Genomic DNA, 21,787 nt, shown 5'->3' with positions numbered 1-21,787 from the left:
ATGAAAGAAAATATCATTGATGTGTTGCTGTATTTGTTTGAAAACTACATCGACACTGAAGAAAGTCAAAAACCCGATAAAGACACCATCGAACTGGAACTGGAACGCGTTGGCTTCCAGGAACTGGAAATCCATAAAGCCCTGGACTGGCTGGAAAATATGACCGTCGTCGCCGAGCGGCCTGTCAACCGCGATGCCAGCATACGTCTGTACAACGATAATGAATTGGAACGCCTGGACGTGGAATGCCGCGGCTATCTGCTGTTCCTGGAACAGGTCGGTGTGCTTGATGTCGAAACCCGTGAAGTGGTCATTGAGCGCGTACTGGCCCTGGACAGTGAAGATATTGATCTGGACCAGTTGAAATGGGTCGTGCTGATGGTCTTGTTCTACCAACCCGGCAGAGAAGTGGCTTTTGCCTGGATGGAAGATCTGGTGTTTGAGGACGTGGAGGCTGTCATTCACTAAAACCAAGGTGAATCACAAATCTAATTCAACTCTGCCCGCGACACAGCGGGCTTTGTTTTATCTGCTGCTTTTTGAAAAAGGGAGCGCCTGCGAAAGGTAATATGGGAAAAAAACTAGTTATCGTCGAGTCGCCTGCCAAGGCCAAGACCATTAAAAAATACCTGGGTAAAGATGTCGAAGTACTGGCTTCCTACGGCCACGTCCGTGATCTTCTGCCCAAGGAAGGGGCTGTTGACCCGGCGAATGACTTTGCCATGAAATACCAGGTGATCGACCGCAACAGTAAGCATGTTGATGCCATTGCCAAGGCGATGAAAAAAGCCGATGCGCTTTATCTCGCGACTGACCCGGATCGTGAGGGGGAAGCCATTTCCTGGCACTTGTATGAACTGCTGAAAAAACGCGGTGCGCTCAAGGATAAGGAAACCCACCGGGTGGTATTCCACGAAATTACCCAGCAAGCGGTTAACGACGCCGTTGATCATCCACGCGACCTGTCGATGCATCTGGTCAATGCCCAGCAGGCACGGCGGGCGCTGGATTACCTGGTGGGTTTTACACTGTCACCACTGCTCTGGAAAAAGGTGCGCCGCGGCCTGTCAGCGGGTCGGGTGCAGAGTCCGGCTCTGCGCATGATCGTTGAACGCGAGCTGGAAATTGAAGCCTTCAACCCCAAAGAATACTGGACCATCGAAGCGGATGCGGTAGCCGATAAAAAAGCATTTCAGGCCAAGCTGACGCACTTTGATGGTGACAAGCTGAGCCAGTTCAGCATCGATAATGAAAAGCAGTCTGGAGAGGTCGTTAAAACCCTTAACAAGGCGGCCGAAGGCAAACTGCTGGTGACCAATGTCGAGAAGAAGCAGCGTCGCCGTAATCCGGCTGCGCCGTTCACCACTTCGACATTGCAACAGGAAGCTTCGCGCAAGCTCGGCTTTGGTGCCCAGCGCACCATGAGCATTGCCCAGCAGCTCTATGAAGGCGTCGATACCGGCGAAGGCGCTGTGGGTCTGATCACCTATATGCGTACCGACTCGGTGACTCTGGCCGACGAAGCGGTTAATGAAATCCGCGGTTTTATTGCGGATAAATACGGCAAGAAAATGGTGCCGGGTAAGCCGCAGGAATACAAAACCAAGTCTAAAAATGCGCAGGAGGCCCACGAGGCCATTCGTCCCACTTCGGTTTTGCGATCACCGGAGGACATGAAAGCTTACCTGACCAGTGATCAGCTCAAGCTCTATACTCTGATCTGGCAGCGCACCATGGCCTGTCAGATGGTGCATGCAACACTCAACACGGTGGCCGTCGATCTGGGCTGTGGCAAAGGCAACACTTTCCGTGCCAATGGCTCCACCGTGGTCAATCCCGGCTTTATGAGCGTGTACCTGGAAGGCAAGGATGACAGCGGTAAGTCAGATAAGGATGAAAACCTGCTACCACCGATGGAAGTCGGCGAGGTGGTGGAACTAAAAGCCATCCGCCCCGAGCAGCACTTTACCGAGCCGCCTCCGCGTTACAGCGAAGCCAGCCTGGTGCGGGCGCTGGAAGAACACGATATCGGTCGTCCATCCACTTATGCCAGCATCATTTCCACCCTGCTGCAGCGTGAATATGTCGAGCTGGTCAAGAAACGCTTTCACCCGACCGATGTCGGCCGCGTGGTGGGCAAATTCCTGGTCGAACACTTCACCAAGTACGTGGATTACAACTTCACTGCTGAACTGGAAGATGAACTGGATGCGGTAGCACGGGGTGAGGAAGAGTGGATCCCGCTGCTGACCAAATTCTGGGCGCCGTTCAAAGAACAGGTAGAAACCAAGGATAAGGAAGTTCAGCGCAGTGATGTGACCCAGGAAATCCTGGATGAGGACTGCCCCAAGTGTGGCAAGAAACTGTCCAGCCGGTTGGGTCGTAGTGGCCGCTTTATTGGCTGTACCGGTTACCCAGAATGCGACTACACCCGAAATATCAACGGCGAAGAAACTAGCAATGAGCCGGAAGTGGTGGAAGGTCGCAAATGTCCCAAGTGTGAATCTGATCTGTGGATCCGCACCGGGCGCTATGGCAAGTTTATTGGCTGTTCCAGCTATCCCAAGTGCAAGCACATTGAGTCCTTGGAGCAACCGAAGAATACCGGCGTGGGCTGTCCCAAGTGTGAGAAAGGTGAGATCCTGACCCGTAAATCACGTCGCGGCAAAGTGTTTTATTCCTGCTCGGAGTATCCGGATTGTGATTACGCGATTTGGAATGAGCCTTTGAAGGAAGCCTGTCCGCAATGTCACTGGCCCATTCTGACTTTGAAAACCACCAAGAGCCGCGGCACCGAGAAAGTCTGTCCGCAGCGTGAGTGTGACTTCACCGAGAAGGTCGAATCGGCTGAATAGAAATAAAAACGGCGCCTCAGGCGCCGTTTTAGCTTTAGCTTTTGTTACGGTCGATATGGCCTAAATCCCGCTCCGGGGCAATCTGGTCCCGAACCCGTTGTTTGAGCTCGGTGATCTCCGGAAAGCGGCCTTCCTCTTTACGCGACCAGACCCGCTCCTCATTGGCATAGACCTCAAAAATGCCGCCGGTGCCGGGCTTTAAAGTCAGTGCTTCCAATTCTTCATCAAAGGTCGACAACAACTCCTGCGCCATCCAGCCGGCGCGCAGCAGCCAGCGGCACTGGGTGCAGTAAACAATAGTGACCTTGCCAGCCATGGTTTACTCGCCGTGAATGGCATCAAACAGACGGCTGGCCTGCGCCATTGCGTCGTCGGTGTTGGCGGCCAGTACATTGAAGTGGCCCATCTTGCGTCCTACCCGGGCTTCTTTTTTACCGTAAAGATGTAATTTGACATTGGGCTCGGCCAGCAGTTGATCCCATTTAGGTTCGCTGTTGCCCCAGACATCACCCAGAGTGTTGATCATCACCACCGGGCTCACCAGGTCACAGTCACCGGCCGGCAGACCGCAGAGCATGCGTACCTGCTGCTCGAATTGTGATGTATGACAGGCATCCAGCGTGTAGTGGCCGGAGTTGTGTGGCCGCGGGGCGATTTCATTAGCGATAATGTCGCCGTCGGTGGAGACAAAGAATTCCACCGCCATGGTGCCGATATAACCCAGACCACGGGCAATATCATCGGCCATCTGAATCGCAGCCTGGGATTGTTCGGCGCTAACATTGGCGGGTACGGTAGTGGAATGCAGAATGCCGTTGACGTGCGCATTCTCGGCCACCGGGAAGTTGGTCATACTGCCGGTTTCGCTGCGCGCCAGCACCACCGAGATTTCGCGCTCGAGCTGGATTTTCTGTTCCAGCACACATTCTTTCTCGCCCAGCGACTCAAAGGCTTTGTAAACATCATCCAAGTTGTCACAGGGCACCTGGCCCTTACCGTCATAACCGAAGGTCGCCACCTTCAGAATCGCCGGAAATTGGATGGTTTTTTCCACCTCGGCAATATCCTCGCGGCGCTGAATCGGCACATAAGGGGCGGTGGCAATACCCAGCGAGGCAATAAAGTTTTTCTCCACATTGCGGTTCTGGGTTTGTGCCAATGCTTTTGATGACGGACGCACCGTGGTTTTGTCTTCCAGGAATGCCAGCGTCTGAGCCGGAATATTTTCAAACTCGGTGGTGACGGCAGCACATATTTCTGCCATCTCGGCCAGCGCCTGTTCATCATCGTAGGCAGCGCAGAGGTGTTTATCGGCAATGATACCGGCCGGGCTGCCTGGATCGGGATCCAGCACCAACACTTTGTAGCCCATGGTCTGGGCGGCTACGGTAAACATGCGGCCCAGCTGGCCGCCACCAAGCATGCCTAAGGTTGCACCAGGTAAAATCTGTGAATTCATCATCAACCTCATTCTGTTGCAGCGCCTGATAACGGCGCTTTGACTGTTTCAACCGGGCACGTCATGTAACGTGCGACGGGGTTTATGCCTTGGGTGGAAGCGTCATATCCAGCACCTTCTGATGCTGGTCACGGCGGAACTCTTCCAGTTTGTCGCTCAGCGCCTGATCGTTTGTGGCTAGCTGGGCAATGGCGAACAGCGCGGCATTGGCGGCACCGGCCTCGCCGATAGCAAAGGTCGCCACCGGGATGCCTTTGGGCATTTGCACTATAGACAATAATGAGTCCTGACCTTTGAGATAGCGCGATGGCACCGGAACGCCCAGAACAGGCACGGTCGTGCCGGCTGCCAGCATACCAGGCAGATGCGCCGCACCGCCGGCACCGGCGATAATGCAGGCCAAACCGCGCTCTTTAGCGGTGTCTGCGTATTCGGTCAGCAAGTCCGGCGTCCGGTGGGCGGACACGACTTTGGCTTCATAAGCGACGCCAAAGGCTTCCAGTTGTTCGACGGCTTTTTCCATGACGGGCCAGTCACTGTTGCTGCCCATCACCACACCAACGAGTGGTTTTTCCATAACGGATCCAATGCTTCGATAGAAAAACAGTGCATTTTAGCTATTTTATTGAAAATAGGAAAATTTAACGCTGCTGATCCTGTCCAATCAACGCACGCCAGAATTGAATGCAACGCCGTGGATCGCTATAATAGACGATCCTTTCTGCCGTATTTTGGCGAACGCTCCTCAACGCTGACGATAAAGCGCCGGACATCCGCCGGGGGAGCAATGACGGCACTAAACAATTGACGAAGGTACTTGACGTGAGTCTGCCAACAGAAATGAATCAAGGTCTTTACAGACCACAATTTGAAAAGGATAACTGTGGTTTCGGCCTGATCGCCCAAATGGATGATAAGGCCAGCCACTGGCTGGTGAATACGGCGATCGAGGCGCTGGGTAATCTGACCCACCGTGGCGCGATTGGCGCTGATGGTAAAACCGGTGACGGCTGTGGTCTGTTGCTGAAAAAACCCGACAGCTTTTTCAAGGCTATTGCTGAAGAAAAGGGCTACGCACTGGCACCGTTGTATGCGGTAGGCATGGTTTTTCTATCCAATGATGAAGCCAAAGCCAAAGCGGCTCAGGCTATCGTTGATGAAAAACTGACCAGCAAAGGACTGGAAGTGCTGGGTTGGCGTGATGTGCCGGTTAATCCGGCTGATGCCTGTGGTGATCAGGCGCTGGAGTCCCTGCCAGTCATGCGTCAGGTATTTGTGAACGCCGCTAAAGGCATGGATGAAGCCGACTTTGAGCGCCAACTCTACATTGCTCGTCGTCTGGTGGAAAAAGCAGTCACTGATGATGCCGACTTTTATATTGCCAGTTTGTCGTCGCATGTCGTTTCCTACAAAGGTTTGGTCATGCCGACTTACCTGCCGGTATTTTATAAAGACCTTTATGACGAGCGTATGGCAACCTCGGTGGTCATTTTTCACCAACGCTTCTCCACCAATACCATGCCCCAGTGGCGCCTCGCTCAGCCTTTCCGCATGCTGGCCCATAACGGTGAAATCAACACCATCCAGGGCAACCGTAACTGGGCTCTGGCTCGCGGTGCCAAGTTTGCTACCTCGCTGATTGAGGATATGGACGAAATCCGTCCGCTGGTGGGCACCACGGGCTCTGACTCATCGAGCATGGATAACATGCTGGAAGCGCTGCTGGCTGGCGGCGTTAGTCTGTTCCGCGCCATGCGTCTGGTGATTCCGCCAGCCTGGCAGAACGACCCCACTATTGATGATGACCTGAAAGCCTTCTACGACTATAACTCCATGCACATGGAGCCCTGGGATGGCCCGGCTGGTGTGGTGATGACTGATGGTCGTTATGCCGCCTGTTCTCTGGACCGTAACGGTCTGCGTCCGGCGCGTTACATCATTACCAAGGATCGTCATATCACGCTGGCGTCTGAAGTCGGTGTCTGGAAATACCAGCCCCAGGATGTGGTCGCCAAAGGTCGTCTGAAGCCTGGTCAAATGCTGGCCGTTGATACTCATACCGGTGATCTGCTGATGCCGGAAGATATCGACAACAAGCTGAAAGCCGGTCAACCATACCGCGAGTGGCTGGACAATAATCTGCAGCGCCTGAAAGTCGCTGACGATGATGAAACCGGTCCGACCATTGACGGTGATGATTACGACACCTATGAAAAGCTGTTCAACATTACCTTTGAAGAGCGTGACCAGGTAATCCGCGTATTGGGTGAAGCCGGTCAGGAAGCGGTCGGTTCCATGGGTGATGATACGCCGTTCCCGGTAATGTCGACACAAGTGCGTTCGGTTTACGACTATTTCCGTCAGCAATTTGCCCAGGTCACCAACCCGCCGATTGATCCGCTGCGCGAAAACATCGTGATGTCACTGGAAACCTGTTTCGGTGAAGAGCGCAACATGTTCGAGGAAGGCGAAGACCACGCCCAGCGCGTTGTTGTTGATTCGCCGGTGCTCTCCGAAAGCCAATTCCGCCAATTGCTGGCAATGGGTGAACACAACCCTGAATACGACGCCGTGACGTTGTCACTGAACTATGATGCGGCTACCGGCCTGGAGCAGGCACTGGATAATTTGTGCGACCAGGCGGAAAAAGCCGTCGCTGCAGGTCATGTGGTGGTTGTGCTGTCTGACCGCGATATCGCCAAAGACAAACTGCCGATTCATGCCTTGCTGGCCACCGGTGCCGTGCACCACCGCTTGATCAAGGCCGGTCTGCGCTGTGACGCCAACCTGATTGTGGAAACCGGTACTGCCCGTGACCCGCATCACTTCGGCACCTTGCTGGGCTATGGTGCTACCGGTATCTATCCTTACCTGGCTTACGCCAGCCTCAACAACATGATTGAGACCGGTGAAATCAAGGATCTGGATCGTCCGGAACTGTGCCGTCGTTACCGTAAAGGTATCAACAAGGGCCTGTTCAAGATCACTTCGAAAATGGGTATCTCTACTATTGCCAGCTACCGTGGTGCGCAGTTGTTCGAGATCGTGGGGCTCAATGACAGCGTTGTCGACAAGTGCTTTAAATCCACCACCAGCCGTGTTAGTGGTACTGACTTTGATGATATCCAGGCGGATGACAAAAAGCTGGCCAAAGTGGCCTGGAATCAGCGTAAGAAACGCGGTCAGGGCGGCCTGCTGAAATTTATCCATGGCGGTGAGTATCACGCCTATAACCCGGATGTGATTGCCACGCTGCAAAAAGCCGTACAGGGCGGCAGCTACGATGACTACAAGGCTTACGCCTCTCTGGTCAATGACCGTGATCCGATGGTGCTGCGTGATCTGATGAAGCCTAAACTGGCCGATCAGCCACTGACCATGGATCAGGTAGAAGATGTCAGTCACATCCTTAAACGCTTTGACAGTGCCGGTATGTCGCTGGGCGCCTTGTCGCCGGAAGCACACGAAGCGCTGGCAGTAGCGATGAACCGCCTGGGTGGTCGTTCTAACTCGGGTGAGGGTGGTGAAGACCCGGATCGCTTCGGTAACGAGCGTGTCTCCAAGATCAAACAGATCGCTTCCGGCCGTTTCGGTGTGACCCCGCATTACCTGGTCAACGCTGAAGTGCTGCAGATTAAAGTGGCACAGGGTGCGAAACCGGGCGAAGGCGGTCAGTTGCCGGGTAAGAAAGTGAATCAGATGATTGCCAGCCTGCGCCACTCGGTGCCGGGTGTCACGCTGATTTCACCGCCGCCGCATCACGACATTTACTCGATTGAAGATCTGGCGCAGCTGATTTTCGACCTCAAGCAGGTCAACCCGCAGGCGCTGGTTTCGGTCAAGCTGGTGTCTCAAGCCGGTGTCGGTACAGTTGCCGCCGGTGTGGCCAAGGCTTACGCCGATCTGATTACCATCTCCGGTTACGACGGTGGTACCGGTGCCAGTCCGCTGACTTCAGTGAAGTATGCCGGTGGTCCATGGGAGCTGGGTCTGTCAGAAGCGCATCAAACGTTGCGTGCGAATGACCTGCGTGACAAAGTCCGCCTGCAAACGGATGGCGGTCTGAAGACCGGCCTGGACGTGGTCAAAGCCGCGATTCTGGGCGCTGAAAGCTTTGGCTTCGGTACCGGTCCGATGGTCGCGCTGGGTTGTAAATACCTGCGGATCTGTCACCTGAACAACTGTGCAACCGGTGTCGCGACTCAGAACGAAAAACTGCGTACGCAGCACTTTATCGGGCTGCCGCAAATGGTCATGAACTACTTCCAGTTCGTGGCCCGCGAAACGCAGGAATGGCTGGCTGCGCTGGGCGTATCCAGTCTGCAGGATCTGATTGGTCGTACTGATCTGCTGGAAGTCCTGCCGGGTGAAACCACCAAGCAGCAGAAACTGAATCTGGCGCCACTGCTGTCAGATGCCGGTGTGCCTGCTGATAAGCCCAAGTTCTGCATTGAGCCGAAAAACGAGCCTTATGATAAAGGTGAGCTGGCTGAGCAGATGGTGGCTGATATTAAAGACACTATCGTCAATAAGACCGGTGGTGAATTCAGCTACGATGTACGCAATATCAATCGCTCGATCGGTGCCCGTCTGTCGGGTGAAATTGCCAAGGTTCATGGTAACTACGGCATGATCGACAAGCCGATTCGCCTGCGCCTCAAAGGTTCGGTCGGCCAGAGCTTCGGTGTGTTCAATGCCGGCGGTCTGGAAATGTACCTGGAAGGCGATGCCAACGACTATGTTGGTAAGAGCATGGCTGATGGCAAACTGGTTGTGTACCCGCCGGCCGACAGTGAGTTCCAGACCAACGAAGCCAGCATCCTCGGTAACACCTGTCTTTACGGTGCCACCGGCGGCACTTTGTATGCGGCCGGTAACGCTGGTGAACGGTTTGCAGTGCGTAACTCGGGCGCCACTGCCGTCGTTGAAGGCGTAGGCGACCACGGTTGTGAATATATGACCGGTGGTGTGGTTGCAGTACTGGGTCAGACTGGTCTCAATTTCGGTGCCGGTATGACCGGCGGCCTGGCTTTCGTGCTGGATAGTGATAACAGCTTCGCTGATCGCTACAACGATGAACTGGTCGAGCTGGTAAAACTCGACAGCGACGAGATGTCCGAAATTGCCCTGTTCCTGAAAGGCATGATTGAAGATCATGTGCGGGAAACAGGTAGTGCCTGGGGCCACCAACTGCTGGACGCGTTTGAACAACGCCTCAAGGAGTTCTGGTTGGTCAAACCCAAAGCCGCTGCAATGGACGGTCTGCTCAAAATGGCCACCAAGGCAGCTTAAGGACTCAGCGTAGAATAAGAAAATCATGGCAAAAAATACGTTTCAATTTTTAGATGTAGGTCGTGTCGACCCGAAGAAAATGGATGCCAATGTGCGGGTCCAGAAATTTGGCGAGATTTACGGCGATTTTGATAAAGAATCAGCGGCCGATCAGTCGGATCGCTGTCTGGAGTGTGGCAACCCCTATTGTGAATGGAAGTGTCCGGTTCACAACTACATTCCCAACTGGCTGAAACTGGTCAGCGAAGGCAACCTGGAAGAAGCGGCCGAGCTGTCTCACCAGACCAACACCCTGCCGGAAATCTGTGGCCGTGTCTGTCCCCAGGACCGCTTGTGTGAAGGTGCCTGTACCCTTAATGATGGCTTTGGTGCGGTCACGATTGGTTCGGTAGAGAAGTACATCGCCGACACCGCCCTGGAACAGGGCTGGCGTCCGGATATGTCCAATGTGACCGATACCGGCAAACGCGTCGCGGTTATCGGTGCTGGCCCGGCTGGTCTGGGTGCAGCTGACGTACTGGTCCGCAATGGTGTTAAACCGGTGGTGTATGACCGCTACCCGGAAATCGGTGGTCTGCTGACCTTTGGTATTCCCGAGTTCAAACTGGAAAAGACCGTTATTCAACGTCGTCGTGAAGTGCTTGAAGGCATGGGCGTTGAGTTCCGCCTCAATACCGACGTCGGTAAAGATGTCGACTTCCAGACCCTGATCGACGAATATGATGCTGTCTTCCTGGGTATGGGAACTTACACCTATATGAAAGGCGGTTTCCCGGGCGAAGATATGGAGGGGGTTTATGAAGCCCTGCCGTACCTGGTTGCTAACAATAAGTACCTGCTCGATATGCCCACTGATTCTTATGTGAATCTGGAAGGTAAAAACGTGGTTGTGCTGGGCGGTGGTGATACCGCGATGGATTGTAACCGTACCGCGATTCGTCAGGGTGCCAGCAGCGTCACCTGCGCCTATCGTCGTGATGAAGAAAACATGCCCGGTTCACGCCGCGAAGTGAACAATGCCCGTGAAGAGGGTGTGCAGTTCCTGTGGAATCGTCAGCCGGTAGAAATCGTTGGCGAAAACGGTAAAGTTACCGGGATTAAAGTAGTGACCACCGCTTTGGGTGAACCTGATGAGCGTGGTCGTCGTCGTCCGGAGCCAGTGCCCGGCAGTGAGGAAGTGATCCCGGCTGATGCCGTGGTGGTCGCATTCGGTTTCCGCCCGAGTCCGGCACCTTGGTTTGAGCAATACAATGTCAGCATCGATGATGGTGGCCGTGTTGTTGCTCCGGCTAATGGCGGTCATGCTTACCAGACCACCAACCCGAAAATCTTCGCCGGTGGCGATATGGTGCGTGGTTCTGACCTGGTTGTCACCGCGGTCTGGGAAGGCCGTCAGGCTGCCGAAGGCATGCTCGACTACCTCGATGTCTGATTGATCTGAACTAAACGACTCAGCCAGACACTAAAGGCTTGTTCATCACGGGAGGCGCATTCCTGTATGATCAAGCCTTTTTTGTATCTGCAGACCCAAAACCAGGATGAAGTTGTGGCGGAATTAAAAAACGATCGTTATCTGCGAGCCTTGCTCAGACAACCGGTAGATCGCACCCCGGTATGGGTAATGCGCCAGGCTGGACGCTATCTCCCAGAGTACCGTGAAGTGCGGGCAGAAGCAGGCAGTTTTATGACCCTGTGCAGTACGCCCGATCTCGCCTGTGAAGTGACATTGCAGCCACTGCGTCGCTTTGATCTGGATGCCGCCATCATCTTTTCCGATATTCTGACCATTCCTGATGCCATGGGGCTGGGGCTGCATTTTGTTACCGGCGAAGGGCCCAAGTTTTCCAGCACCATTCGCTCAGCAGCCGATATCAAACAACTGGCCGTGCCCGATATGGCGGATAAACTGGGTTATGTGATGGATGCCATCAGCCTGACCCGCCGAGAACTCGACGGTAAAGTGCCCTTGATTGGTTTCAGTGGCAGCCCGTGGACTTTGGCCTGTTACATGGTGGAAGGCGGCACAAGTAAAGACTTTGCCAAGGTCAAAGGCATGTTGTTTGATGCCCCCGATCAGATGCACGCTTTGCTGGATATTCTGGCTGATTCAGTCATTGCCTATTTGAATGCCCAGATTGAAGCTGGCGCGCAAGCGCTGATGTTGTTTGATACCTGGGGCGGCAGTCTGAGCCCGGCGAATTACCGCGAATTCTCACTTACCTACATGGAAAAGATCGTCAACGGCCTGACCCGCAAAGCTGATGGCCGTGAAGTGCCGATCACGATGTTCACCAAGGGGGGCGGTCAATGGCTGGAGTGGATGGCTGAAACCGGCGTGAACGGTGTGGGCCTGGACTGGACCACTGATATCAGCCAGGCGCGTAAGCGTGTCGGTGATAAGGTCACCTTGCAAGGCAATATGGACCCGTGTGTGCTCTATGCGTCAGGTGATCGGGTGGAACAGGAAGTTGCCCGTATTCTGGCCGACTTCGGCCGTGGCGAAGGCCATGTGTTTAATCTCGGTCATGGTATTCATCCGACCGTGAACCCGGACAATATGGCGCGTCTTGTTGACGCTGTGCATAAGCATAGCGCGCAGTATCATCAGTCCTGATTGAAGCCTTTGCGCTGCTTTTGTTCAGCGCATAAAAAAAGGGGACAGGCCGAAACCTGTCCCCTTTTACGGAGTATGACTCTCGATTATTTACCAGAGTTAGTGAATTCTGGGTATGCTTCCATACCACATTCCACGTAGTCAACACCTTCATACTCTTCTTCCTCGGTGACACGGATACCCATGACCACTTTGAGGATAGACCAGACGATGAAGCTGGCAACAAATACCCAGACAAAGATAGTGGCTGCACCGATCAGCTGACCAGAGAAGCTAACACCATCGTTAGTCAGAGGCACTGCTAACAGACCCCACAGACCAACGGTACCGTGGACTGAAATCGCACCGACTGGGTCGTCGATTTTGATTTTGTCCAGGAACACGATGGAGAACACAACGATAACGCCACCGATTGCACCGATGATAGTGGCCATCAGCGGAGTCGGAGTGTCAGGACCGGCAGTGATGGCAACCAGACCAGCCAATGCACCGTTCAGGATCATGGTCAGGTCAGCTTTACCAAACATCAGTTTGGCGACAATCAGTGCAGCCAGGACACCACCTGCCGCAGCAGCGTTAGTGTTCATGAAGACAACAGCAACGGCGTTGGCGCTTTCGACTGAGGCAGTAGCCAGAACCGAACCACCGTTAAAGCCGAACCAGCCCAACCACAGGATGAAAGTACCCAGAGTTGCCAGCGGCAGGTTGCCACCTGGAATCGGGTGAATTTCACCGTTAGGGCCGTATTTGCCTTTACGAGCGCCCAGCAGGATAACACCAGCCAGAGCTGCAGCGGCACCCGCCATGTGAACGATACCGGAACCGGCAAAGTCAGAGAAGCCCAGGTCGCCCAGGTTGTACAGACCGAATACATCAGCGCCACCCCAGGTCCAGGAACCTTCCAGTGGGTAGATGAACGCAGTCATCACAATAGCGAAGGCAGCAAAAGCCCACAGTTTCATGCGCTCTGCAACCGCACCAGAGACGATAGACATGGCGGTAGCCACGAACACGACCTGGAAGAAGAAGTCAGCAGAAGGGGCATAAGTCGCTGGCTCATCAGCACCGGCAACGCCGTCGCCAACAATACCGGCCAGGAACACACCGCCGTCGTACATGATGTCATAACCAACAACGAGATAGGCAGTACACGCAATCGCAAACAGCATCACGTTCTTGGTTAAGATTTCAGTTGTATTTTTCGCACGGACCAGACCCGCTTCCAGCATGGCGAAGCCGGCGGCCATCCACATAACAAAGGCACCACTAATCAGGAAATAGAAGGTGTCCAGTGCATATTGGAGTTGGAAGATTTCGTTTTCCATTGTTATCTACTCCTCAAGCTTACAGGGCATCGGGACCGGTTTCGCCTGTGCGAATCCGAACCACTTGCTCTAATGGGTAAACGAAGATCTTACCGTCACCAATCTTGCCAGTATTGGCACCTTTGATGATGGCTTCGATCACTTGTTCGACGATGTCATCATCGACGGCAATTTCCAGTTTCAGTTTAGGCAGGAAATCAACGACATACTCGGCACCACGATACAACTCGGTGTGGCCTTTCTGACGTCCGAAACCTTTGACCTCTGAAACGGTTAAGCCTTGCACGCCGATCTCGGAGAGAGACTCCCGGACATCATCAAGCTTGAAGGGCTTGATAATTGCTACTACTTGTTTCATAAGTACTTTCCTTCTGTAGAAAACCTACCCCCTCAACATCGAGGGGGTAGCTGAGAGAAGTTTTAGAATGATTTAGAAACTGAGAACAGGAATGTTTCCTCAGCCAGATCACCGTAGATGTCTTCAGCATCGCTGTCTGCGTCCTGATAAGACAGGTCCAGAGTGAAGCCGGCAACGTCTTTAGAAACACCAACCCAGTAGTGGTTATAAGAATCTTCAGGACCGAAGGTATCTTCGTCGGCATCATAAACACCAAAACCACCGTACAGATTCAGACCCATTGGCAAGTCATAACCGGCATCGATGTAGTAGTAATAGCCATCTTCACCAGAACCCAGCGTATCACTTGAGTAAGCAACACCTGCAGAGAAGATGCTGTAGCTCAAAGAGCCGTATACTTCATTGAAGTTGTAATCTTCGCCTGGGAACATGTAGCGCAGGAAACCAACATCGTAACCAATGCCAGAGTCACCGAACTCACCGCCGTAACCAAAGTAAGCATCGAATTCAGCACTGGCGTCATCACCGTAGTCGACGTTTGAACCCCATACACCAGCGTAGAAACCGCTGCTGTGTGAATAATCAAGGCTACCTGAGATTGCAGGGTCGCCATCAGTTTGTGAAATACCACGCCAGATATATTCAGATGAAACGGCTACGCTGGCACTGGTTGAGTGCTGGCCGTCTTCACTTTCCCAAGCCATTGCTGATGAAGCAGCGAACATAGTGGTTGCTGCAAAGCAAAGTGCTGAAAGTTTACTCAATTTCATGGTTTACTCCTCGGTTTAACATTTTTAGTTGTTTAGTCGTTCGAATGTCAGCGTTGATTTTTTGCAACATCTGTATTCAGACTGCAACAAGTTGAGCAGATAGCATGCCAACTTCGTAAAACCTTGAAAAAACAGTGAACTAGCGCACAGTTGCTATTCACTGGTTCACCCTGCAGGATCATTTTGGTGCGGTCAAAAACCATCTCTGAGCCAAACTGGTGCGAAACAGTGCTTCAAGTCTTAGATTTGCTCACGTTATGTTGCTAACATAGCCGCCACATCATTCTTAAGGGAAAGCCATGACCTACCCACAAATCGACCCGATCGCCATCAGTGTCGGGCCTTTGGATATCCACTGGTACGGGCTGATGTACCTGCTCGCCTTCACTTTGGTCTGGTTGCTGGGTCGCTATCGGGCTGCACGATATGACTGGCAGCATAATCAGCTAGAGGATTTGCTGTTCTATGGGGCATTAGGCGTCATTATTGGTGGTCGCCTGGGTTATGCGCTTTTCTATGACTTGCCTGCCAACCTCGATAATCCGCTCAATCTGCTCAAGATCTGGCAAGGGGGCATGTCTTTCCATGGTGGCCTGCTCGGTGTTCTGGCCGCTTTCTGGTATTTCAGTCGCAAGACCGGCAAAACATTTTTTGAGATCAGTGACTTTATTGCACCGCTGGTGCCAATCGGTCTGATGCTGGGCCGCATCGGTAACTTTATTAATGGTGAACTCTGGGGCCGGGTCAGTGATGTGCCCTGGGCGATGGTTTTCCCTGGAGCCGGGACCTTACCCAGGCATCCTTCCCAGCTCTATCAGGCAGCGCTGGAAGGGCTGCTGCTGTTTATTATCCTCTGGCTATATTCGGCCAGTCCAAAACCCAGGGCTGCTGTCTCGGGGCTATTCTTGCTGGGCTATGGCGTATTCCGCTTTATTGTCGAGTTTGTGCGTATTCCCGATCCACAGTATGGCTATCTGGCCTTTGGCTGGCTGACCATGGGGCAGGTTTTGTGCCTACCCATGATCATCGGTGGCGGCTGGATGATGGTCTGGGCTTACCGCCGCGCTAGGCAAACAGGATAGTCAGCCAGGTGGCGGTGGCGATCAGGATCGTCATCAGAACGGCAAAAGAACCGTAGTCCTTAGCCCGGCCGGAAAGCTTATGTTTGTCATAGCTGACCCGGTCAATGGTGGTTTCAATCGCCGAGTTGAGCACTTCGACGATCATCACCAACACCAGTGTGCTGATCATCATCAGCCGTTCCATCGGCGTGACATCAAGGAAAAAGCTATAGGTCGTCAGCGCCACAAAACCGATGAATTCCTGGCGAAAAGCTTCCTCGTGCTTGAGTGCTGACCGGAGTCCCTGCCAGGAATACAGCAGGGCGAAAACAAGACGCTTGATGCCACGATTTTTTTCCATATTTTTCCTGTCTGATGAAAGATAAATGTTTGAATATTAGGCAAACATTATTAACGGCATGTTAAAATTATCGTCTTTTCGCTAATCAAATTGTTATTGGTGCGCTATGAGTTACCAGGATCACTATGATGTCATTGTTGTCGGCGGCGGTCATGCCGGTACCGAAGCGGCCCTCGCTTCGGCGCGTCAGGGCGTTAAAACCCTGCTGCTGACCCAGAATATCGACACCCTGGGGCAGATGAGCTGTAACCCGGCGGTTGGCGGTATCGGTAAGGGACATCTGGTTAAAGAGATCGATGCATTGGGCGGCATTATGGCCCAGGCTACCGATCGCGCCGGTATTCAGTTCCGTACCTTGAATTCCAGTAAGGGCCCGGCCGTGCGTGCTACCCGTGCCCAGGCGGATCGGGTTCGCTATAAAGCGGCAGTGCGGGCTTATCTGGAAAATCAGCCCAATCTCTATATCTTCCAGCAGGCGGTCGATGATCTGGTGGTGGAAAATGACCGTGTGGTCGGTGTCGTGACCCAGGCCGGTTTGCGTTTCTCTGCCAAGTCCGTGGTGCTGACCGTTGGGACTTTCCTCGGTGGTTTGATTCATATCGGTATGCAGAATCATCAGGGTGGTCGCGCTGGTGATCCGGCATCGAATGCGCTGGCGCAGCGTCTGCGCGCCTTGCCATTCCGGGTTGATCGCCTGAAAACCGGCACACCGCCACGGATTGCGACCAGCAGCATTGATTTCTCAGAGCTGACCGAACAGCCGGGTGATGATCCGACACCGGTGTTTTCTTTCCTGGGTAAACGCGAACATCACCCTGAGCAAATCTCCTGCTATATCACTCACACCAATGAGCAGACCCATGATGTGATTCGCAATAACCTGGATCGCTCGCCGATGTATGGGGGTGAAATCGAAGGTATCGGTCCGCGTTACTGTCCGTCGATTGAAGACAAGGTGGTGCGCTTTGCTGACCGCGCCTCGCATCAGATCTTCCTGGAACCGGAAGGACTGGAATGTGGTGAAGTTTATCCCAACGGCATCTCCACCAGTCTGCCTTTCGATGTTCAGTACGAGATCGTGCGTTCAATGAAAGGCCTGGAAAATGCCCATATCACCCGTCCGGGTTATGCCATTGAATATGACTTTTTCGACCCGCGTGATCTGAACCCGTGGCTGGAAACCAAGCATATGGGGGGCCTGTTCTTCGCCGGTCAAATCAACGGCACCACCGGTTATGAAGAAGCCGGGGCCCAGGGCCTAATTGCCGGTTTGAATGCCGGTCTGCAGGCGCGTGGACTGGACACCTGGTATCCACGCCGTGACGAAGCTTATATTGGCGTACTGATCGACGATCTGATCACTTCCGGCACCCGCGAGCCTTACCGCATGTTCACCAGCCGCGCCGAATATCGGCTGATGCTGCGTGAGGACAATGCCGATATCCGCCTGACACCGGTTGCCCGTGAACTGGGCCTGATTGATGACCTGCGCTGGACGGTATTCAATGCCAAGCAGGAAGCGGTGGAAAAAGAAAACGCCTACCTTGATAGCTACAAGTTTGTGCCGGAAAAAATGGATCAGGCCAGGGCCGAAACCATCCTCGGTGAAAAGCTGAGCAAGGTTACTACGGCCAAGGATCTACTACGCCGGCCCAAAGTTGATTATGCCGCCCTGTTGGCAATGATGGAGCGTGAGCAGGATGTGACCGACGAAGTCGCTGAACAGGTCGTGATTCAGGCTAAATATTCCGGCTATATCAATCGCCAGCAAAACGAGATTGAGCGTTTGCAGCGCAATGAAAACACCGCATTGCCGGCGGATATGGATTATAAAAACGTCCGGGGGCTGTCCAATGAAGTCCGTGAAAAACTGGAACAGGCCCGACCCGGCAACCTGGGTCAGGCAGCGCGGATTTCCGGCGTGACCCCGGCAGCCGTCTCGCTACTGTTGGTGCATCTGAAACGCAGCGGCCTGAGCGAAGCCAGTTAATGGCGGCGGATCTCAGAGCAAAGCTCGACGAGGGCTGTGCTGCTTTATCGATTGATCTGAGTGATATTCAAAAACAGCAGTTGCTCGATTATGTTGCGCTGCTGGTCAAATGGAACAAGGTCTATAACCTGACCTCGGTGCGTGACCCGGCACAAATGCTGTCCCGCCATATTATCGACAGCCTGTCGGTATTGCCTTATCTGGAGGCGTCCAGCTTGCTCGATGTGGGCACCGGCGGTGGTCTGCCCGGTATCCCGGCAGCCATTGCCTATCCTGACTGCGCGGTGACCTTACTTGACAGTAATTCCAAAAAAACCCGTTTTCTGCAGCAGGTCAAGGCCGAGCTGGGCCTTAGCAACGTCACGGTTGTGCATGGCCGCGTGGAACAGGTATCTTTACCTCAATTTGCTATTATCACTGCTCGTGCCTTTGCCAGCATCGACGATATTCTCGATCTGGCCGGGCAGCATTGTGAGCAGGGCGGTCGCCTGGTGCTGATGAAAGGGGTCTACCCCGAACAGGAATTGCAGTTTGATTCTGATCAGTTCCGGCTGCTGGATGTGGTGTCGCTGAACGTGCCCGCCTGTGATGGCGAGCGACATCTGGTGAGACTAATCAAAGATCAGGGTTGAGATGGGAAACGTATTCGCAGTGACCAACCAGAAAGGGGGTGTGGGTAAAACCACGACCACCGTCAACTTGGCAGCCGCGCTGTCGGAATATGGTAAAAAAGTCCTGCTTATCGACCTTGACCCTCAGGGTAATGCCACCACCGGTTGCGGTCTCGACAAAAACGAGATTGATAACAGCAGCTATGAAGTCATCATGGCCGAGGCTCGAGCGGCTGATACCATCATTACACCAGAAGGCCTGGGCTTTGATGTGATGCCCACCAATTCTGATCTGACTGCGGCCGAAGTTGAGCTACTGGAAATCAAGCTGCGTGAGCACCGTCTGAGGATCGCGCTGGAATCAACCCGTGAGAAATATGACTACGTTCTCATTGACTGCCCCCCTTCATTAAGTATGCTTACTGTTAATGCTTTGGTCGCATCACAGGGCATTCTGATCCCGATCCAGTGCGAATACTACGCTTTGGAGGGCCTGTCATCGCTGCTTCGCACCATAGAACGGGTCAAGCAACGGGCCAATCCCAAGCTTGATATCACCGGCCTGCTGCGCACCATGTTTGATGCCCGAAATAATCTGGCCAACCAGGTGTCGCGTCAATTGATCAATCATTTCGAGGGCAAGGTGTTTCATTCCATCATCCCCCGTAATGTCCGGTTGGCTGAAGCGCCCAGTCACGGAATGCCGGTCTTGGCTTACGATCGGGGGTCAAGGGGCTCGATAGCCTACATGGCGCTGGCAAGTGAATTTATGCGACGACAGCAAAAAGCAAATGGCTGAACAACAGGATACTGGCATGGCAACAAAGAAGAGAGGTTTGGGCAGAGGCTTGGATGCATTGCTGGCGGATGTGAACCAGGAAGAAAAAGCCAACCTGGATGACAGCCTGCAACATTTCCCGCTGGATATGATCCAGCCTGGTAAATACCAGCCGCGTGTCGATATGTCGCAGGAGTCTCTGGAAGAGCTTGCTGACTCTATCCGAGCCCAGGGACTGGTTCAGCCTATCGTGGTGCGGCCGATTGCTGAAGACAAATACGAAATCGTGGCCGGTGAGCGTCGCTGGCGTGCCTCGCGCATGGCCGGGCTGGTGGAAGTGCCAGTATTGGTGCGTGATGTCTCTGATCGCAGCGCCATTGCGATGGCACTGATAGAGAACATCCAGCGCGAAAATCTCAACCCGATGGAAGAGGCCAACGCTTTATTCCGTCTGCGTGAAGAATTTGAAATGACTCATCAGCAGGCTGCCGAAGCAGTGGGGAAATCCCGGGCTGCCGTGACGAATCTGTTGCGTTTGCGCAATCTTAACGAAGATGTCAAAAAACTGGTGGAAAATTGTGATCTGGAAATGGGGCATGCCCGTGCCTTGTTGGCACTGGAAAGTGATCAGCAAAGTGAAGCCGCCGGCCAGATCATTGAAAAAGGTTTATCTGTCCGCGAAGCCGAGCAACTGATTCGGCGTTTGCAGAGTCCGAAAAAACCGGCGCAAAAACAATCACAAAGCGAGCTTGAAGAAATCAGTCAGTTGGAAGACAGTATCAAGCAAAAACTGGATTCGGCCTTCAGTATCAAGCATAACGCCAGCGGCAAGGGTCGCCTGGTCATCAACTATCGCAATGTGGATGAGCTGAAAAAACTGATCAAGCGCATCAAGTAAGGCAAGAATTTCATTGACCGCCTTTGCGCGGTGTCTTTATAATGCCCTGATTTGCTTAAGGCAAATTCCAAAACCACGGGTAAAAATGCAGCAATTAGCCAGGTTACAGCCGCTCAACCGCGTCTTGAAATGGCAACTTGCGATGTTGGCTTTTATCGCCTTTTTTACCGTCTGGTGGGGTGTTGAGACATTATCTGCCGCCACTTTTGGGGCATTAACCGCCGTTATCAACACTTTGCTGATGAAATGGCATATTCTGCGCGCAGCCAAAACGGCGAGGGCAGATGCCGAGAAAAATTTGAGTAGCGCATACAGATGTGTTGCGGAGCGCTGGATGGTAACGATGATGATGTTTGCCACCGCACTGGGAGCATTGGAGCTGAAAGGTCTGCCTTTGTTACTGGGTTTTGCTCTGACACAACTGATGTTGTTTTTGGGAAATTCGAACCGGGCTTGAACCGAACATGGCTAGTGAAATTACTACATCAGAATATATCAAGCATCACCTTCAGAACCTGACTTTTGGTCAGAAACAAGTAGAAACAGAGCCCGGTGTATGGGCACCCACAGGCGAGTGGGGCTTCGCGATGTCCACCGGAGAAGCCGCCAACATGGGATTCTGGTCAATCAACGTTGACACCATGTTCATGTCGATTCTCCTCGGTACCTTGATGATGTGGTTCTTCCGCAGCGTCGCCAAAAAAGTCTCCGCCGGCATCCCCACCGCCACCCAGAATTTTGCAGAAATGATCATCGACTTCATCGATGACACCGTGAGAGGTTCCTTCTCCGGTGGTAAAAACAACCTCGTTGCTCCTTTAGCTCTAACCATCTTCGTCTGGGTCTTCCTGATGAACCTGATGGACTTGATCCCCGTGGACGTGATTCCACAGATTGTGATGCAGTCTGCCGGTGCCATCTTCGGCGTTGATCCACACCACGTTTACTTCAAGATCGTACCGACCACCGACCCCAATGCGACTTTGGGCATGGCAATCTTTGTCTTCATGCTGATGCTGTACTACAGCTTCAAGATCAAAGGCGCGGGCGGCTTTATCGGTGAGCTGACGCTGCAACCATTCGGCAAATGGGCGATGCCTATTAACACCGTGCTGGAAACCGTCACTTTAATTGCCAAACCCTTCTCACTGGGCCTGCGTCTGTTCGGTAACATGTACGCCGGTGAGATGGTGTTTATCCTGATTGCGACCATGTACGGCGCAAGTCTGGTACTGGGTTCATTCGCTGGTCTGCTGCAGATTGGCTGGGCGATTTTCCATATTCTGATCATCACGTTGCAGGCATTTATCTTTATGGTGCTGACAACGGTTTATCTGGATATGGCTCATCAAGAACATCATTGATGTTTGTTGGGTTTTAACTTTTTATTTTTAGTCTTTACTTTTTGTAGGAGA

19 protein-coding genes are annotated in these 21,787 nt (G+C 53.2%); 12 read left to right on the top strand and 7 right to left on the bottom strand.

The window, feature by feature from the left end; genetic code table 11:
- Window positions 1-468: a DUF494 domain-containing protein gene (locus Q0X64_RS04245; RefSeq protein ID WP_297809302.1), complete on the top strand. Its 468-nt coding sequence runs from the start codon at window positions 1-3 to the stop codon at window positions 466-468.
- Between the two features lie 101 nt (window positions 469-569).
- Entirely contained in the window at window positions 570-2,855 is a 2,286-nt protein-coding gene (topA, locus tag Q0X64_RS04240; RefSeq protein ID WP_297809301.1) for a type I DNA topoisomerase, read from the top strand.
- Between the two features lie 34 nt (window positions 2,856-2,889).
- Here topA and Q0X64_RS04235 read toward each other — a convergent pair whose 3' ends face one another.
- From Q0X64_RS04235 to purE, 3 genes are all read right to left on the bottom strand, one after another.
- Window positions 2,890-3,171 (bottom strand): SelT/SelW/SelH family protein, encoded by a 282-nt coding sequence (locus tag Q0X64_RS04235; RefSeq protein WP_297809300.1) that lies wholly within the window; start codon window positions 3,169-3,171, stop codon window positions 2,890-2,892.
- Window positions 3,172-3,174: 3 nt separating this feature from the next.
- Window positions 3,175-4,314, bottom strand: coding sequence for a 5-(carboxyamino)imidazole ribonucleotide synthase (locus Q0X64_RS04230; protein WP_297809860.1), 1,140 nt, complete (start codon window positions 4,312-4,314; stop codon window positions 3,175-3,177).
- Window positions 4,315-4,396: 82 nt separating this feature from the next.
- Window positions 4,397-4,891, bottom strand: a complete 495-nt coding sequence (gene purE / locus Q0X64_RS04225; RefSeq protein ID WP_297809299.1) for a 5-(carboxyamino)imidazole ribonucleotide mutase — start codon at window positions 4,889-4,891, stop codon at window positions 4,397-4,399.
- 263 nt (window positions 4,892-5,154) lie between these two features.
- Between purE and gltB the strand changes: the two genes are divergently transcribed.
- The 3 genes from gltB (at window position 5,155) to hemE (ending at window position 12,220) form a co-directional block, all read left to right on the top strand.
- Window positions 5,155-9,606, top strand: a complete 4,452-nt coding sequence (gene gltB / locus Q0X64_RS04220) for a glutamate synthase large subunit (protein ID WP_297809858.1) — start codon at window positions 5,155-5,157, stop codon at window positions 9,604-9,606.
- 25 nt (window positions 9,607-9,631) lie between these two features.
- The gene (locus Q0X64_RS04215; RefSeq protein ID WP_297809298.1) at window positions 9,632-11,038 is read left to right on the top strand and encodes an FAD-dependent oxidoreductase; all 1,407 of its coding nucleotides are present in this window, start codon (window positions 9,632-9,634) and stop codon (window positions 11,036-11,038) included.
- Between the two features lie 114 nt (window positions 11,039-11,152).
- On the top strand, window positions 11,153-12,220 hold the full coding sequence (gene hemE, locus Q0X64_RS04210; RefSeq protein ID WP_297809297.1) for a uroporphyrinogen decarboxylase: 1,068 nt from the start codon (window positions 11,153-11,155) through the stop codon (window positions 12,218-12,220).
- An 86-nt stretch (window positions 12,221-12,306) separates the two neighbouring features.
- Here hemE and Q0X64_RS04205 read toward each other — a convergent pair whose 3' ends face one another.
- The 3 genes from Q0X64_RS04205 to Q0X64_RS04195 all read right to left on the bottom strand — a co-directional run bounded on the left by Q0X64_RS04205 (window position 12,307) and on the right by Q0X64_RS04195 (window position 14,673).
- A complete protein-coding gene (locus Q0X64_RS04205; RefSeq protein ID WP_297809296.1) occupies window positions 12,307-13,545 on the bottom strand; it encodes an ammonium transporter in 1,239 nt (412 codons plus the stop codon).
- Window positions 13,546-13,564: 19 nt separating this feature from the next.
- Window positions 13,565-13,903 carry a P-II family nitrogen regulator gene (locus Q0X64_RS04200; RefSeq protein WP_007144177.1) on the bottom strand — a complete coding sequence of 113 codons (339 nt, stop codon included), beginning with the start codon at window positions 13,901-13,903 and terminating at the stop codon, window positions 13,565-13,567.
- A 62-nt stretch (window positions 13,904-13,965) separates the two neighbouring features.
- Complete coding sequence (locus Q0X64_RS04195) at window positions 13,966-14,673, bottom strand: TorF family putative porin (protein ID WP_297809295.1); 708 nt, start codon at window positions 14,671-14,673, stop codon at window positions 13,966-13,968.
- A gap of 299 nt (window positions 14,674-14,972) precedes the next feature.
- Here Q0X64_RS04195 and lgt point away from each other — a divergent pair, with 299 nt between their 5' ends.
- Window positions 14,973-15,755 carry a prolipoprotein diacylglyceryl transferase gene (gene lgt, locus Q0X64_RS04190; RefSeq protein ID WP_297809294.1) on the top strand — a complete coding sequence of 261 codons (783 nt, stop codon included), beginning with the start codon at window positions 14,973-14,975 and terminating at the stop codon, window positions 15,753-15,755.
- Here lgt and Q0X64_RS04185 read toward each other — a convergent pair.
- Complete coding sequence (locus Q0X64_RS04185) at window positions 15,739-16,095, bottom strand: diacylglycerol kinase (protein WP_297809293.1); 357 nt, start codon at window positions 16,093-16,095, stop codon at window positions 15,739-15,741. The genes lgt and Q0X64_RS04185 overlap by 17 nt on opposite strands.
- Before the next feature lie 106 nt (window positions 16,096-16,201).
- On the opposite strand from Q0X64_RS04185, the gene mnmG reads away from it, so the two are divergent.
- From mnmG to atpB, 6 genes are all read left to right on the top strand, one after another.
- On the top strand, window positions 16,202-18,085 hold the full coding sequence (mnmG, locus tag Q0X64_RS04180; RefSeq protein ID WP_297809292.1) for a tRNA uridine-5-carboxymethylaminomethyl(34) synthesis enzyme MnmG: 1,884 nt from the start codon (window positions 16,202-16,204) through the stop codon (window positions 18,083-18,085).
- The gene (gene rsmG / locus Q0X64_RS04175; protein WP_297809291.1) at window positions 18,085-18,717 is read left to right on the top strand and encodes a 16S rRNA (guanine(527)-N(7))-methyltransferase RsmG; all 633 of its coding nucleotides are present in this window, start codon (window positions 18,085-18,087) and stop codon (window positions 18,715-18,717) included. The genes mnmG and rsmG overlap by 1 nt, the downstream gene beginning before the upstream one ends.
- 1 nt (window position 18,718) lies before the next feature.
- Window positions 18,719-19,495, top strand: coding sequence for an AAA family ATPase (locus Q0X64_RS04170; RefSeq protein ID WP_297809290.1), 777 nt, complete (start codon window positions 18,719-18,721; stop codon window positions 19,493-19,495).
- Window positions 19,496-19,511: 16 nt separating this feature from the next.
- A complete protein-coding gene (locus Q0X64_RS04165; protein ID WP_297809289.1) occupies window positions 19,512-20,372 on the top strand; it encodes a ParB/RepB/Spo0J family partition protein in 861 nt (286 codons plus the stop codon).
- A gap of 85 nt (window positions 20,373-20,457) precedes the next feature.
- Window positions 20,458-20,829 (top strand): ATP synthase subunit I, encoded by a 372-nt coding sequence (locus Q0X64_RS04160; protein WP_297809288.1) that lies wholly within the window; start codon window positions 20,458-20,460, stop codon window positions 20,827-20,829.
- 7 nt (window positions 20,830-20,836) lie between these two features.
- Window positions 20,837-21,736 carry a F0F1 ATP synthase subunit A gene (gene atpB, locus Q0X64_RS04155; RefSeq protein WP_297809287.1) on the top strand — a complete coding sequence of 300 codons (900 nt, stop codon included), beginning with the start codon at window positions 20,837-20,839 and terminating at the stop codon, window positions 21,734-21,736.
- Window positions 21,737-21,787 lie beyond the last annotated feature (51 nt).

It is taken from the genome of uncultured Methylophaga sp. (assembly GCF_947259025.1).
Classification (GTDB): domain Bacteria; phylum Pseudomonadota; class Gammaproteobacteria; order Nitrosococcales; family Methylophagaceae; genus Methylophaga.
The sequence above is the reverse complement of the archived record's forward strand: the minus strand, read 5'-3'. Positions and strand labels throughout refer to the sequence as shown.

Coding starts and splice junctions, on each gene's coding strand:
- Q0X64_RS04245 (WP_297809302.1), top strand. CDS start 1: ATGAAAGAAAATATCATTGATGTGTTGCTGTATTTGTTTGAAAACTAC.
- topA (WP_297809301.1), top strand. CDS start 570: ATGGGAAAAAAACTAGTTATCGTCGAGTCGCCTGCCAAGGCCAAGACC.
- Q0X64_RS04235 (WP_297809300.1), bottom strand. CDS start 3,171: ATGGCTGGCAAGGTCACTATTGTTTACTGCACCCAGTGCCGCTGGCTG.
- Q0X64_RS04230 (WP_297809860.1), bottom strand. CDS start 4,314: ATGAATTCACAGATTTTACCTGGTGCAACCTTAGGCATGCTTGGTGGC.
- purE (WP_297809299.1), bottom strand. CDS start 4,891: ATGGAAAAACCACTCGTTGGTGTGGTGATGGGCAGCAACAGTGACTGG.
- gltB (WP_297809858.1), top strand. CDS start 5,155: ATGAATCAAGGTCTTTACAGACCACAATTTGAAAAGGATAACTGTGGT.
- Q0X64_RS04215 (WP_297809298.1), top strand. CDS start 9,632: ATGGCAAAAAATACGTTTCAATTTTTAGATGTAGGTCGTGTCGACCCG.
- Q0X64_RS04205 (WP_297809296.1), bottom strand. CDS start 13,545: ATGGAAAACGAAATCTTCCAACTCCAATATGCACTGGACACCTTCTAT.
- Q0X64_RS04200 (WP_007144177.1), bottom strand. CDS start 13,903: ATGAAACAAGTAGTAGCAATTATCAAGCCCTTCAAGCTTGATGATGTC.
- Q0X64_RS04195 (WP_297809295.1), bottom strand. CDS start 14,673: ATGAAATTGAGTAAACTTTCAGCACTTTGCTTTGCAGCAACCACTATG.
- lgt (WP_297809294.1), top strand. CDS start 14,973: ATGACCTACCCACAAATCGACCCGATCGCCATCAGTGTCGGGCCTTTG.
- Q0X64_RS04185 (WP_297809293.1), bottom strand. CDS start 16,095: ATGGAAAAAAATCGTGGCATCAAGCGTCTTGTTTTCGCCCTGCTGTAT.
- mnmG (WP_297809292.1), top strand. CDS start 16,202: ATGAGTTACCAGGATCACTATGATGTCATTGTTGTCGGCGGCGGTCAT.
- rsmG (WP_297809291.1), top strand. CDS start 18,085: ATGGCGGCGGATCTCAGAGCAAAGCTCGACGAGGGCTGTGCTGCTTTA.
- Q0X64_RS04170 (WP_297809290.1), top strand. CDS start 18,719: ATGGGAAACGTATTCGCAGTGACCAACCAGAAAGGGGGTGTGGGTAAA.
- Q0X64_RS04165 (WP_297809289.1), top strand. CDS start 19,512: ATGGCAACAAAGAAGAGAGGTTTGGGCAGAGGCTTGGATGCATTGCTG.
- Q0X64_RS04160 (WP_297809288.1), top strand. CDS start 20,458: ATGCAGCAATTAGCCAGGTTACAGCCGCTCAACCGCGTCTTGAAATGG.
- atpB (WP_297809287.1), top strand. CDS start 20,837: ATGGCTAGTGAAATTACTACATCAGAATATATCAAGCATCACCTTCAG.